14 protein-coding genes are annotated in these 13,121 nt (G+C 64.7%); 6 read left to right on the top strand and 8 right to left on the bottom strand.

Going from position 1 to position 13,121, the window contains the following annotated elements:
- Positions 1 to 286: 286 nt before the first annotated feature.
- Positions 287 to 688, bottom strand: coding sequence for a hypothetical protein (locus tag RAD10_RS37645; RefSeq protein WP_091966683.1), 402 nt, complete (start codon positions 686 to 688; stop codon positions 287 to 289).
- A 304-nt stretch (positions 689 to 992) separates the two neighbouring features.
- Here RAD10_RS37645 and RAD10_RS37640 point away from each other — a divergent pair, with 304 nt between their 5' ends.
- Complete coding sequence (locus tag RAD10_RS37640) at positions 993 to 1,250, top strand: DUF2798 domain-containing protein (RefSeq protein ID WP_461621415.1); 258 nt, start codon at positions 993 to 995, stop codon at positions 1,248 to 1,250.
- Between the two features lie 14 nt (positions 1,251 to 1,264).
- Here the strand turns inward: RAD10_RS37640 and RAD10_RS37635 are convergent, their stop codons facing one another.
- The 3 genes from RAD10_RS37635 to RAD10_RS37625 all read right to left on the bottom strand — a co-directional run bounded on the left by RAD10_RS37635 (position 1,265) and on the right by RAD10_RS37625 (position 4,502).
- The gene (locus tag RAD10_RS37635; RefSeq protein ID WP_461621411.1) at positions 1,265 to 3,052 is read right to left on the bottom strand and encodes a chloride channel protein; all 1,788 of its coding nucleotides are present in this window, start codon (positions 3,050 to 3,052) and stop codon (positions 1,265 to 1,267) included.
- A 12-nt stretch (positions 3,053 to 3,064) separates the two neighbouring features.
- Complete coding sequence (locus tag RAD10_RS37630; protein WP_461621410.1) at positions 3,065 to 3,718, bottom strand: class II aldolase/adducin family protein; 654 nt, start codon at positions 3,716 to 3,718, stop codon at positions 3,065 to 3,067.
- A 157-nt stretch (positions 3,719 to 3,875) separates the two neighbouring features.
- Positions 3,876 to 4,502 (bottom strand): MarC family protein, encoded by a 627-nt coding sequence (locus RAD10_RS37625; protein WP_461621409.1) that lies wholly within the window; start codon positions 4,500 to 4,502, stop codon positions 3,876 to 3,878.
- Between the two features lie 88 nt (positions 4,503 to 4,590).
- Here RAD10_RS37625 and RAD10_RS37620 point away from each other — a divergent pair, with 88 nt between their 5' ends.
- The 5 genes from RAD10_RS37620 to RAD10_RS37600 all read left to right on the top strand — a co-directional run bounded on the left by RAD10_RS37620 (position 4,591) and on the right by RAD10_RS37600 (position 8,577).
- Positions 4,591 to 4,797, top strand: a complete 207-nt coding sequence (locus tag RAD10_RS37620) for a hypothetical protein (RefSeq protein WP_018320686.1) — start codon at positions 4,591 to 4,593, stop codon at positions 4,795 to 4,797.
- A gap of 114 nt (positions 4,798 to 4,911) precedes the next feature.
- Entirely contained in the window at positions 4,912 to 5,478 is a 567-nt protein-coding gene (locus RAD10_RS37615) for a YciE/YciF ferroxidase family protein (RefSeq protein ID WP_461621408.1), read from the top strand.
- A 152-nt stretch (positions 5,479 to 5,630) separates the two neighbouring features.
- The gene (locus RAD10_RS37610; RefSeq protein ID WP_028142669.1) at positions 5,631 to 6,014 is read left to right on the top strand and encodes an Hsp20/alpha crystallin family protein; all 384 of its coding nucleotides are present in this window, start codon (positions 5,631 to 5,633) and stop codon (positions 6,012 to 6,014) included.
- A gap of 8 nt (positions 6,015 to 6,022) precedes the next feature.
- Positions 6,023 to 8,404 carry an endopeptidase La gene (gene lon, locus RAD10_RS37605; protein WP_461621407.1) on the top strand — a complete coding sequence of 794 codons (2,382 nt, stop codon included), beginning with the start codon at positions 6,023 to 6,025 and terminating at the stop codon, positions 8,402 to 8,404.
- A 5-nt stretch (positions 8,405 to 8,409) separates the two neighbouring features.
- Positions 8,410 to 8,577, top strand: coding sequence for a hypothetical protein (locus tag RAD10_RS37600; RefSeq protein WP_461621406.1), 168 nt, complete (start codon positions 8,410 to 8,412; stop codon positions 8,575 to 8,577).
- Positions 8,578 to 8,648: 71 nt separating this feature from the next.
- Here RAD10_RS37600 and RAD10_RS37595 read toward each other — a convergent pair whose 3' ends face one another.
- From RAD10_RS37595 to RAD10_RS37580, 4 genes are all read right to left on the bottom strand, one after another.
- Positions 8,649 to 8,951, bottom strand: a complete 303-nt coding sequence (locus tag RAD10_RS37595; RefSeq protein ID WP_025037698.1) for an HU family DNA-binding protein — start codon at positions 8,949 to 8,951, stop codon at positions 8,649 to 8,651.
- Positions 8,952 to 9,307: 356 nt separating this feature from the next.
- Positions 9,308 to 10,540, bottom strand: a complete 1,233-nt coding sequence (locus tag RAD10_RS37590) for an acetyl-CoA C-acetyltransferase (RefSeq protein WP_461621405.1) — start codon at positions 10,538 to 10,540, stop codon at positions 9,308 to 9,310.
- 257 nt (positions 10,541 to 10,797) lie between these two features.
- Complete coding sequence (locus RAD10_RS37585; protein ID WP_461621404.1) at positions 10,798 to 12,261, bottom strand: GH1 family beta-glucosidase; 1,464 nt, start codon at positions 12,259 to 12,261, stop codon at positions 10,798 to 10,800.
- A 99-nt stretch (positions 12,262 to 12,360) separates the two neighbouring features.
- The gene (locus tag RAD10_RS37580; RefSeq protein ID WP_461621403.1) at positions 12,361 to 12,783 is read right to left on the bottom strand and encodes a helix-turn-helix domain-containing protein; all 423 of its coding nucleotides are present in this window, start codon (positions 12,781 to 12,783) and stop codon (positions 12,361 to 12,363) included.
- Positions 12,784 to 13,121: the final 338 nt, after the last annotated feature.

The following is a 13,121-nucleotide window of genomic DNA, read 5'->3' as shown; positions in this document are numbered from 1 at the left end:
ATAGTGACGACACATGATCGCCCCTCTTGGATGAGCCGGGATGGGCGACACATACGCCGAAACCGAATTTCGGTAAAATATTTTCGGCGACGAGGATTGACAGAGCGCGACACAGGCTCGTTGCCGTAGCCCGGATGAGCGCAGCGACATCCGGGTTTCCACAAGCACTGTCCCGGGTATCGCTGCGCTCACCCGGGCTACGAGAGCACCGACGCATCAAAAAAGGGCGGCGCAAAGCACCGCCCTTTTCGCGCAACCCATTCCGGGCCGCATTGAAAACAGCCGCTCAGTAGCCCGGATCGTAATAGAACGGACTGCCGCCGCCGTAATAGCCTTGACCGCCGTAATAGCCCTGACCGCCGTAGTAGGGACGCGAACCATAATAGCGGTTCTCGTAGTAGTCGCGGCGCCGCTGCTCGGCGATCACCCCGCCGATGATCCCCGCCGCGGCGCCCATGAAGGCGAGGCCAGCGGCGTTCGACCCGCGCCGATAATAGTGGCGACGCCGGGCTGCGCTGAAATCGGTGACGTCCGAGGAGCCCTGCCCTGCCGTGACGGGCTTCGCTGACACTGCCCCGGGGGACGCCGCAGCCGAGGGCGATGCGGAAGTTGCGACCAATGCCAGGCTTGCGAACGCGGCCAGCACCATGTTGCGGCCGGCTGCGGAAATCATGGGTCTCACAGTCATTTTGACCTTCCTATAATCTTGCCGATGCTCTTGCCAAACGTAGGGATCTGCAAACCGGATTCAATGCGCAAACCGTTGAGATGGTTTCATGTTCGCGGCAATCTGCCACGCTTTGAACGATTGTAAACCGAACGACCAACTCGCAGCTTGAACCATCGAACCTGAGCGGATAATGAACAGCCGCGACCGTTTTTCGGTCGCCGTAAGCGTTTCACGTGAACCAACGCATCAACCGACGCCGTCGGGATCGATGCCATTTGCAGGGTTCAACGTGACCGACGCGTCCTTTTCCAAGAGAAATCAGATGATTGTGGTTCGCAAACTGCCGGCGCGCTATGCGCCGATCGTGATGCCGTTCGTGCTGTCCATCCTCATGACGGCCGTGGTGTCGGTCATTTCGACGCTCCGGAGCCTAGGGGCGACGCCGGCATTCCTCGCGACCTGGCCGGGCGCCTGGGCGCTGTCCTGGCTGGTCGCCTTTCCGACGCTGCTGCTGGTGCTGCCGATGGTGCGGCGGATCGTGACGCTCGTCGTCGCGGCCTCGCCCCAACCAGGCCGATAGCCAGGAGCGAGCGCCTACGACAGCGCGCCGAGCACGCCGCGCGTCGCCTTGTCGATCTCCTCGACATAGCGGCGGCGGGCGAAGTTTTCGGTGAGGAAGCCGACCACCTTGCGGCTGTCGGTGGAATCCACCACCGCCAGCATCTCGGCTTCGGCCTCGTCGAACACCGCCATCGCCGACTTCACGTTCATTTCCGGGATCAGCACGATGTCGATCAGGCGGGCGAGCTCGATCACCTGGATGTCGTCGGCGATGGTGTCGAGGTCGCTGGAGAACAGGTCCGGCAGCAGGACCAGGCCTACATATTCGTCGGAATTGTTGACGATGACGATACCGGGCCGCGATCCCAGCGCGAACTCGCGGCGGACGGCGGCGATCGTCGTGGTCGAGGGCACCTTGCCGACGTCGGAGCGCATCAGCCGCTCGACGGTGAGATTGCGCAGCCAGCCAACGTCATTGGCGCTGCGGATGGTCTCGCCGCGAAGATGCAGGCGCCAGGTCGAGAAGGAATGGCCGAACATGAAGCGGACGCAGATCGAGGTGACGATGCAGCCGGCGAGCACCACGGCGGTGACGTCGACATTGCGGGTCATCTCGAGCACCAGGAACGACAGGGTCAGGGGGCCGCCGACGATGGCGACACCGAGCGTCGCCATGCCCGTCAGCATCGCCACCAGCGGATCGATGGCGAAGTTCGGGCTGATCAAGAGCAGCACCGCGGCAAAGAACTTTCCGATCAGGCTGCCAACGAACAGCGAGGCGAAGAACAGGCCGCCGCGGAAGCCCGAGGCGAGCGAGACCAGGCAGGCCGTCACCTTGAGGGCGATGATCAGCGCGATCAGGCCGATGGTCATGTCGTGAAAGAGATCGAGCACCATGGCGCCATGGCCGGCCGCCAGCACCTGCGGCGTCACGATGGCAAAGCCGCCGACGATGAGGCCGCCGATCACCGGCCGGAGCCAGATCGGCAGCCAGGCGAACAGGCGCTCGAACATCGGCGAGGAGCGCATCACGGCGATGCCGACGCCGCTGGTGATGAGCGCAAGCCCGATCAGGGCCAGATATTGCTCGACGCCGACGGCGCTGACCTTGGGTATCTCCAGCGAGTATGGCGCGCCGCCGAGCCATTGCGCGGTCAAGGCGCCGGCGAGCGAGGCCGCGAGGATCGGGGCCGCGCTGCCGACCGAATAGACGCCGACGATCAGCTCGCAGGCATAGAAGGCGCCGGTGATCGGCGCGCCGAACGCCGCCGCGATCGCAGCCGCAGCGCCGCAGCCGACCATCAGGCGCAGATCGTTGCGGCGCAGATTGAAGAACTTGCCGAACAGCGAGGCAATCCCCGAGCCGATCTGGGTATAGCCGGCCTCGAGGCCGACCGAGGCGCCGCAGCCGTTGGAGATCAGCGTCTGGCTCGACACGATGACGCTGTCCCGCATCGACAGATTGCCGCCGCGCAGCGCGTTCGCCTCGATCGGGTCGACCGCGTTCGAAATCTTCATGCGCCGCCGCGACCATTCCATGATGCCGAGCGAAAGCCCACCCAGCGCCGGCGCGATCAGTGCCGCCCACGGGCTGACGCTCGCGTGGGCCGACAAGTGGACATCGACGGGAATGCCATAGATCACCACGTGCGCGATCTGCGCGATATGCGCCATCAGCGTCACCACCGCGCCGGCCAGCGTGCCGATCACCAGCGCCAGCGGGATCAGGTAGAACTCGTTGCTGCGCAAGAGGGCGCGCAGCCGAACCATGGTGCGGTTCGTCCCCTTGCGATCCACGAGATGCCTGATCCGCACGAACACCTTCTGCCTGCCCTACCCTTCCGACAGGCCGTAGCCGGCCATGCGCTGGCGGACCCGCTCAATCTCGGCGCTGGGAAGCAGCGGCGGCTGTCCGATCTGGAGGCAGCCGTGATATTGCCGCGCCAGCGTTTCGACCTCGACGGCGAGCCACATCGCCTTGTCCAGCGTCTTGCCGATCGCGATCATGCCGTGATGGTCCAGCAGGCAGGCAAGCCGCCCCTCCAGCGCCCGCACCGCATGTTCGGACAGCTCCACGGTTCCGAACGTCGCATAGGGCGCGCAGCGGATGCTGTCGCCGCCGGCCGCCGCGATCATGTAGTGCACCGGCGGAATCTCCATGCCCATGATCGCCAGGATGGTGCAATAGGTCGGATGGGCGTGCACGACGGCGTTGACGTCATCCCGCGACTTCAGGATGTCGCGATGGAAACGCCACTCGCTCGACGGCTTCTGATCGGGCGCATGTGTGCCGTCCATGGCCATGAAGACGATCTGGTCCGGCGTCATGGCCTCATAAGGCACGCTGGTCGGCGTCACCAGGAGCCCGTCCACATGCCGGACAGAGATATTGCCCGAGGTGCCCTGGTTGATGCCGAGCGCGTTCATGCGCCGGCAGGCGTCGATGATGGCCTGTCTCTTGGCGAGCTCTTCCGCTGTCGTCGACATCCCGATTTCCTGACGATGGGCTTGTTAGACCGGGAGTACGTCAAAGCAATATGGCAGTGCAAGCGAAAGCGGCCCGGATCCGGTGCCACCTTGTCGCCCCTCCCGCCAAACCACGAAATCGACGGCAAAATCAACGAATTCACGGATTGTCGCAGCCCTATGGCAGGCTGGTCCTGACCGCCGCAATCCCGTTGATCACGAACTGCACGGAATAGGCCGCGAGCAGCATGCCGAGGACGCGCGAGATCACGGCATTTCCAGTGCGGCCGAGGGTCTTCGCGATCAGGTGAGCCGAGACGAAGCACAGCATGCAGAGCAGGCAGACCGAGAGCACGACCGCGATGATCACCGCGAGTCTCGCCCCATAGCCGGCATCGCCGGACAGCAGCAGCGTGGTCGCAATCGCGCCGGGGCCGGCCATCATGGGGATGGCCAGGGGAAACACCGCGACATCGGAGGCGTGCTCGGACGTCGCCTTGTCGGCCTCGCGGGCCTCGCGATGCGGACGATCGCCGAAGATCATCTGGTAGGACACGCCGAACAGCAGCAACCCGCCGGCGATCTGGAAGGCGGGGATCCCGATCCCGAGCTGGCGCAGCAGCCAGTTTCCGACCAGCGCGATCACCACCAGGATCGAGGCCGCGATCAGCGGCGCGCGCAACGCGATGGTTCGTTTGACCTTGTCGGGCATGCCCCCGGTCGCGGCCAGGAAGGCCGGCGCAAGGCCGACCGGATCGACCACCAGCAGCAGCGTCACGAAGGCGGACAGGGCGAAGTCGAGCATGTGTCGGTGGGGTCCTTGGACGCTGGAACGATGGCTGCCGGGCTGACTTAGCCCAGCAAAGCCGCTTTGGAAATCACTGGAGGCGACAATGAGCGACAGTGGAATCGGAATGCTTCTCGGCCAGCTCTCGGCCAACCTGCTCTGGCTCTGGTTCATCGGAGCCTTCGTGCTCGGCGGGGTCCTCGTCTATGGCGTGATGAAGGCCGGCCACCTCAGGCGCAGCGAGCGGGCGCAGCTCGATCGCAACACCGAGGCCCGACAGCGCCAGGAAGATCCCTATAAGCGCCCGACCTGAACGGTCGCCGCGCGCGCCGGTTGCAGTTTGGAACTTTCGTTCTCCAACCGGCTTTGATCGGCTGAGGATTGGGGAAGGAGATGCCTTCCCCGCGTCACCTCAAGAGGAGGACATATGGCTAAACGAGCGAAGAAACGCGCAACCAAGAAGACCGCAGCGCGCCGACCGCGTCAGGCGCCGAAAATGCTCAGCGACCTGTTTCTGGAGACGCTGAAGGACATCTATTTCGCCGAGAACAAGATCATCAAGACGCTGCCGAAGATGGCCAAGGCCGCGCAATCGAAGGATCTGACGGCCGCTTTCAACAAGCACCTGCGTGAGACCCAGGGCCAGGTCAAGCGTCTCGACCAGATCTTCAAGATGCTGGGCAAGCCTGCACGCGGCAAGCCCTGCGAGGCCATCAACGGCATTACCGATGAAGGCGCCGAGATCATGAAGGAGTTCAAGGGCGCACCGGCGCTCGATGCGGGTCTGCTCGCGGCCGCGCAGGCGGTCGAGCACTACGAGATTTCCCGCTATGGCACCTTGCGCACCTGGGCCGAGGAGCTCGGCATGCAGGACGCAGCAAGGCTGCTTCAGGCGACGCTGGACGAAGAAGAGGCGACCGACCATACGCTGACCGAGCTCGCCACCTCGGTGATCAACCTCGAGGCGGAAGAAGATTACCGCGCCGCGGCCTGACGCGCGCCCCTGCCGATGACGAAACGCCGCGGCCAAAGCCGCGGCGTTTGCTATTGCGATCGCACGACGGCGCATGGCACGTCAGCGCCACCGCACTGGATTTCCCGGGAACCAGCCCCATATGCAGGCTTTCCCACCCCTGAGCCCGCATCATGCAACCCAAAAATCCCCTCGACTGGATGCTGTCCGAAGCCCTGGACCAGCTGACGCGCGCCGAGCGGCTGCGCCAGCAGTTCGGCCGCCAGGAAGCCTGCTGGGAGCCGCCGATCGACGTGCTCGAAACCGAGCATGAGCTGCTGATCCTGGTCGCGCTTCCCGGCGTCAATCCGGACAATGTCGAGACGGTCATTCATGACGGCGTGCTCGTCGTCTCCGGCCAGCGCACGCTTCCGCCGGAGCTTCGCAACGCCCGCATCCACCGGCTCGAGCTGCCGCAGGGGCGTTTTGAGCGCCGCATTGCATTGCCCCTCGGCCGCTACGCCATCAGCCGCTTCGTGATGGACGGCTGCGTCGCGCTACGCCTCGCCAAATCCTGAGGTCGATCATGGCCACCGAACAGATGAACAACGAACAGACCAATAACGACGTGAAGATCCCCGAAGACGCGCTGATCATCGTCGCCGTACGCGACATGGTGCTGTTTCCCGGCGCGATCGGGCCGATCGCGATCGCGCGGCCGAAATCGATCGCGGCGGCGCAACAGGCGCTGCGCGAGCAACGGCCGATCGGCATCGTCCTGCAGCGCAATCCCGAAGTCGACGATCCCACGCCGGACGATCTCTACCGGGTCGCGACCATCGCCAACATCGTGCGCTACATCACCGCGCCCGACGGCACCCATCACATCGTCTGCCAGGGCGTGCAGCGCGCGCGCATCCTCGACTTCCTGCCGGGGACGCCGTTCCCGGCCGCGCGGATCCAGCAGATTCCGGAGCCGACCACGACTTCGCCCGAGATCGAGGCGCGCGCACTGAACCTGCAGCGCCAGGCGATCGAGGCGATCGAGCTGCTGCCGCAGGCGCCACCTGAGCTCGCCGCGATGTTCCAGGGCACCACTGCGCCCGGCGCGCTGGCGGATCTGGCGACCTCGTTCATGGACATCAAGCCGCAGGACAAGCAGGAGGTCTTGGAGACCATCGACCTCGCCTTGCGCGTCGAGAAGGTGTCCAAGCATCTGGCCGAGCGGCTGGAGGTGCTGCGCATCAGCAATGAGATCGGCCAGAAGACCCGCGCCAGCTTCGACGAGCGACAGCGCGAGGCGATCCTGCGCGAGCAGATGGCGACCATCCAACGCCAGCTTGGCGAGGGCGACGGCAAGGCGGCCGAGGTCGCCGAGCTGACGTCCGCCATCGCCAAGGCCAACATGCCGCCCGAGGCGGACGCGCACGCCAGGAAGGAGCTGCGCCGCTACGAGCGCATGCCGGAGGCGGCCGGCGAAGCCGGCATGGTCCGTACCTATCTCGACTGGCTGATCGAGCTGCCCTGGGCGCTGCCTGCGGAGAAGCCGATCGACATCAAGGAGGCGCGAGCCATCCTCGACGCCGACCATTTCGGCCTGGAGAAGATCAAGGGCCGGATCATCGAATATCTGGCGGTGCGCAAGCTCGCCCCGCAGGGCAAGGCGCCGATCCTGTGCTTCGTCGGCCCGCCCGGCGTCGGCAAGACCTCGCTCGGCCAGTCCATCGCGCGTGCGATGAATCGCCCCTTCGTGCGCGTCAGCCTTGGCGGCGTGCATGACGAAGCCGAAATCCGCGGCCACCGGCGCACCTATATCGGCGCGCTGCCCGGCAACATCATCCAGGGCATCAAGAAGGCTGGCAGCCGGAACTGCGTCATGATGCTGGACGAGATCGACAAGATGGGCCGTGGCGTGCAGGGCGATCCGTCAGCCGCCATGCTGGAGGTGCTCGACCCCGAGCAGAACGGGACGTTCCGGGACAATTACCTCGGCGTGCCCTTCGACCTGTCGCGCGTGGTGTTCATCGCGACCGCCAACATGCTGGACCAGATCCCGGGTCCACTGCTCGACCGCATGGAGCTGATCAGCCTCGCCGGTTACACCGAGGACGAGAAGCTGGAGATCGCGCGGCGCTATCTGGTGCGGCGGCAGCTCGAGGCCAACGGCTTGACCGCCGAGCAGGCCGAGATCGAGCCGGAGGCGCTGAAGCTGGTGGTCAAGGGCTACACCCGCGAAGCCGGCGTGCGTAACCTCGAGCGCGAGATCGGCAAACTGTTCCGCCATGCCGCGGTGCAGGTCGCCGAGGGCACGGCCGCGAAGGTCGTGGTGGGGGCGAAGGACATCGCCACCGTGCTCGGCCAGCCGCGCTTCGAGGGCGAGATCGCGCAGCGCACCAGCATTCCGGGCGTGGCCACCGGCCTTGCCTGGACGCCTGTTGGCGGGGACATCCTGTTCATCGAGGCGTCGCGTGTGCCCGGCCGGGGCGGCATGATCCTGACCGGCCAGCTCGGCGAGGTCATGCGCGAGAGCGTGCAGGCGGCGCTGACGCTGGTGAAGAGCAAGGCCACGCAGCTCGGCATCGATCAGTCGGTGTTCGAGAAGAGCGACATCCACGTTCACGTTCCGGCGGGCGCAACCCCGAAGGACGGACCGAGCGCGGGCGTTGCGATGTTCACGGCGCTGACGTCCCTGCTCACCAGCCGCACGGTGCGAAGCGACACCGCCATGACCGGCGAGATCTCGCTGCGCGGCCTGGTGCTGCCGGTCGGCGGCATCAAGGAGAAGGTGGTGGCGGCTGCGGCGGCGGGCCTGAAGCGGGTGATGCTGCCGGCGCGCAACAAGCGGGACTATGACGACATCCCGAAGAGCGCGCGGGACAGCCTCGAATTCATCTGGCTGGAGCGCGTCGACGAAGCCATCGCCGCGGCGCTCGAGCCGGCCGAGGTCAAGGTCGAAGCGGCGGAGTGAATGCGATGAAGAAACTGCTGGAGAAAGCGAAGAGATCGCGGACAACGCAGCGGCTGCGCCAGTTGCTCGATCGCGCGATCGACCGGGTTCACGATGGGCTGGCGGCGCCAGGACTAGGTTCAAGGCCGCAGCTTCAACCCATTCCGGTCCGGGTGAAGCGCCGCAAGGGTTGAGCCCTCCGTCTCAGGCCCCCGCGGCTGCCCCAATCAAAAGGCCCCCTCCGACCGAGGGGGCCTTTGCGTTGTTAGCCCACGGCGTCCTTGGCCGCCTTGACCGGGCGGGCGCGGACGATCTTGCGGGCCGGCTTGGCCTTGAACATCATCTCTTCACCCGTGAACGGGTTGGTGCCCTTGCGCGCCTTGGTCGCGGGCTTCTTGATGACCACGAACTTGGCGAAGCCCGGCACCAGGAACAGGCCGTTCTTCTTGAGCTCCTTGTGACCGACGTCGGTCAGCGTCTCCATGACGTTCTTGACGTCGCGCTTGGAAAGCTCTGTGGCGGTCGCAATCTTTTCGATCAACTGCGATTTGGACATTTGGGTTGCCATCGTGTCTCCTCTGATTCGTGACGGCTGCATATTAGACCAACCGGCGAAGGCCTATAGCCTTCTGCACAGTTTTGTCGCGGTTTTACGGGCATTTTTGGCCCTCTGTGGCAAAAAACCCTGCTTTTTAGCTACTTCCGGAGCGGGAGAAGCCTCAGGCAGCGGATTTTACCTTGTTTCAAAGGCCCGCACGCAACCTTGCTAAAGCTGATTCGCCGCTTTCGACAAGCGACGAGGTGCCTCTTTGTGCGCGGAGGAGCGCGTTTCGCCCTAGAAAATAAGGCTAGATCGTCGCGTTGTGGCGTCTCACCTGCTCCCTCACCCTATTCCCACAGGGGGCGCGGCGAGCTTCGCTCGCGCTAGATACGCTCGATGATGATGGCCGGAGCCATGCCGCCCGCGGCGCACATGGTGACGAGACCACGCTTGAGGTCGCGCCGTTCGAGCTCGTCGAGCACGGTGCCGATCAGGATCGAGCCGGTGGCACCGATGGGATGGCCGAGCGCGATTGAGCCGCCATTGACGTTGACCCTGGCGCGATCGAGCTTGAGGTCGCGGATATATTTCTCCGCAACCACTGCAAACGCCTCATTGATCTCGAACAGGTCGATGTCGTCGACGGTCAGGCCGGCCTTCGCCAGCACCTTGCGCGTGGCCGGCACCGGCGCGTTCAGCATCAGGGTCGGCGAGTCCCCCATGTTCGCCATCGCGACGACACGGGCGCGGGCTTTAAGGCCATGCGCCCTGGCGTAGGCGGGCGAGGCCAAGAGGATCGCGGCGGCGCCGTCGACGACGCCGGACGAGTTGCCGGCGTGATGCATGAAGTCGATCTCGAGACCAGGATATTTCTGCAGGATCAGGCCGCGATAGGTCGTGCCCTTGTCGTCGAGCGCATAGTCGGCGATCGCCGGGAAGGCCGGCTTCAGGCTGCCGAGGCCCTCCATCGTGGTCTGCGGCCGCGGATACTCCTCGTGGTCGAGCGCGAGGCTGCCGTCCTCGCGGTGGACCGGCACGAGGCTCTTCTTGAAGTAGCCGTTCTCGATCGCGTGCGCGGCGCGCTTCTGGCTCTCGAGCCCAAGCGCGTCGACGTCCCTTCGCGTGATGCCTTCCAGTGTCGCAATCGCATCCGCGCAGACGCCCTGATGCGACTGCGGATGACGCGCGCGCAGGCGCAGATTGCCGCCGTCCATCATCATCGGGCCGCCGCCGCGGCGTCCTTCCATCGACATCATCTCGCAGCCGCCGGCAATGACGAGGTCTTCCGCGCCTGCCATGATCGAGGATGCCGCCATGTTGACGCTGGTGATGCCGCTTCCGCAGAACCGGTCGAGCGTCACGGCGCTGGCGCGCACGTCATAGCCGGCATCGAGCGCCGACATCCGCCCGAGATCGCCGCTTTGGGTCGCGACCTGCGCGCTGCAGCCCCAGACGATGTCGTCGACATCGGCGGTGTCGATGCCGGTCCGGTCTGCGAGCGCGCGCAGCACGGTGGCGCCGAGCTGCTGCGGATGAATACCCGAAAGTGCTCCCTTGCCGGCCTTGCCGACGCCGCGCGGGGTCCGGCAGGCATCGATGATCAGCGCGTCAGCCATTGGCGTTGTCCTCTTGTTGTGGGTTGTTGAGGACGGTTCTGAATAAGGGGGAGAAGAGAGTCAATGCGCTGCTGCTGCACTCCCTCTCCCCGTTCTTACGGGGTCGGGACAAGCTACGCTCGCCCTAGGAGGGTTGGGGTGAGGGGCTGCCTCGGCAAAAACGGTAACAGACGGACTCGCGGAGGCTCCCCCTCACCCGGATTTTCCGCTCCGCGTAAAATCCGGCCTCTCCCCGCTCGCGGGGAGAGGCGAAGACATCACGCCCCCGCCGCGTTCTTCGCGATCACGTTGCGATAGAAGCTAGCGCTGAGTTTCGGCGTGCGGACCTGGGTGTCGAAATTGACGTGGTACAGCCCGAAACGCTTGTTCAGCCCATACACCCACTCGAAATTGTCCATCAGGCTCCAGAGGAAATAGCCGCGCACCGGCACGCCCTCGGCGGTGGCCCGCTGGAGCTGGGCGAGATAGTTGCGCAGGTACATGATGCGGTCGGTGTCGTAGATCTTGCCGTCGGGCGTGACGACGTCGTCGCCGGAGGCGCCGTTCTCGCTGATATAGATCGCATCCGTCTTCCAGATCTTTGCCGCCAGCTTCGGCACCCAATAGAGCGTCTCCGGCCCGACACGCAGCCAGTCCGAGTTCATGTGCGGGAACGATTTCGGAATCGGCAGCGGCATGAAGCCCGCCCCCTGGTCGGAGGCCACCACATAGTTCTGCGGCGCGTAGATGTTGAGGCCGAGGAAATCGACCGGCGAGGAGATGATCTTCAGCTCCGCATCGGTGTATTTCGGCGCGTTGGGGCCGGCGAATTTCAGGAAGGCGTCGGTGTAGCGGCCCGTCATGATGACGTTGAGATAGCCGGCGTTCATCTCGCGCAGCGCGATCTCGGCGGCACGAACGTTCTCCGGCGTGTCGATCGCGGGCGCGCAGGCATCGATGTTCTCGGCCGGCCCCACTCTGGTGCCGCGGCGGCCATGGGCGCGCACCGCCTGCACCGCGAGCCCGTGCGCGAGCGCGCTGTTGTGCCTGATCTGGTTGACCTCGGCTTGCGGCAGCGTCACGCCCGGCGCATCGATGCCGATGCCGTAACCGAAATAGACGAAGCGGCCGCTCTCGTTCAGCGTGAACACGTTCTTGACGCGGTCGGTCAGATGCTCGGCGACATAGGCGGCGTAGTCGCCGAAGATCTTGCAGGTTTCCGTCGAGCGCCAGCCGCCGAAGCGATCCTGCAGCGATTGCGGCAGGTCCCAATGATAGAGCGTCAGCCACGGCTCGATGCCGTTCTTCAGGAGCTCGTCGATGAGACGGTTGTAGAAGTCGAGCCCTTTCGGATTGGGCTTGCCGTCGCCGTCCGGAAACAAGCGCGGCCAGGCCACCGAGAAGCGGTAGGCCTTGCAGCCGAGCGCCTTGATGAGCGCGATATCCTCCTTGTAGCGGTGATAGTGCTCATTGGCGCGGTCACCATTGGTGCCGTCCTCGATCTTGCCGGGGATGCGCACGAACTTGTCCCAGATCGAGGCCCCTCGCCCGTCCTCGTTGACCGCGCCCTCGACCTGATAGGACGAGGTCGCCGTGCCCCAGACGAAGCCCGCCGGGAAACCGCCGCCGCTGCGCGGCGGCGATGCCGGCCTGGCGTCGGCGAGATCAAGCGGACTTGTCACTCCGGCTGCGGACAACCCCGCGAGCTTCGCGAACTGGCGACGCGAGACCTTGTCCGACATTGATGCTGCTCCTGAGATGATTGCTGCGGCCGCACAATGGCGGGTGGCGAGCGGTTTGAGAAGCGAGGTTTCAGGGTAGAGAGACCGGCGCGTTCCGCGTCATGCCGCGTCCAGCGCTTTCAACTCGTCAGCCGCAGCGATGATCGCACCCCGAATCTTGACGAAATATTCGGCATCGATCCGCGACGCGAGCCAGTCCAGCTCGCCCGTATGGCCGTACTCATTCACCTTGCGGACCACGCCTTCGCTGATCAGCACGTTGAGGCAGCGCCGGACGTTCGAGCGCGGGAGCCCGAGATATTTGGAAACGTCGGAGGCCGTACGCGGCGGTGCGCCGAGTTCGTCGCTCACGCGAATCATCATCGCGACCAGTAGCTCTTCAAACACGGCGCCGAGGTTCTTGCGAGGATAGCCGCTGCGCATCGCCACGAAGCACGTCACCAGCAACCTGCCGACAATCGCCGATTGCTTCTCGCGCTTCGTCACTGCTGCATCTGAATTGTTTGGGATTTCTCCGGCCATTTTCGCCACCATTGTCTTCGCTCGCGATTGTGTTTAGCTGGCGCATGCTTCGGCCGCAAATGAAGCTGTGTTAAGCTGGAGCACGTGGCTCATGCGTCGGCATCTCAGACAGACTTCCGCGAACGAGACGGTCTTTGCGATTATTGTGACCTGTTTCGGGCTTTTGCCGGTCGCCGTATTGCTGGTTGCTCTCTTCGTTAGGTAAACCTCCAACCTTACTCTTCGGTAAGGCGCGGATCGGCAGACGCTCCCCATGATTTTCGCGAACTGGCGACGCGAGACCTTGTCCGACATTGATGCTGCTCTTCTTCGCGAGCTGTTGCGCGCACGATGGCGAG

It is taken from the genome of Bradyrhizobium sp. 23AC, from assembly GCF_054863025.1.
This window is presented reverse-complemented; position numbering and strand designations above follow the sequence as displayed.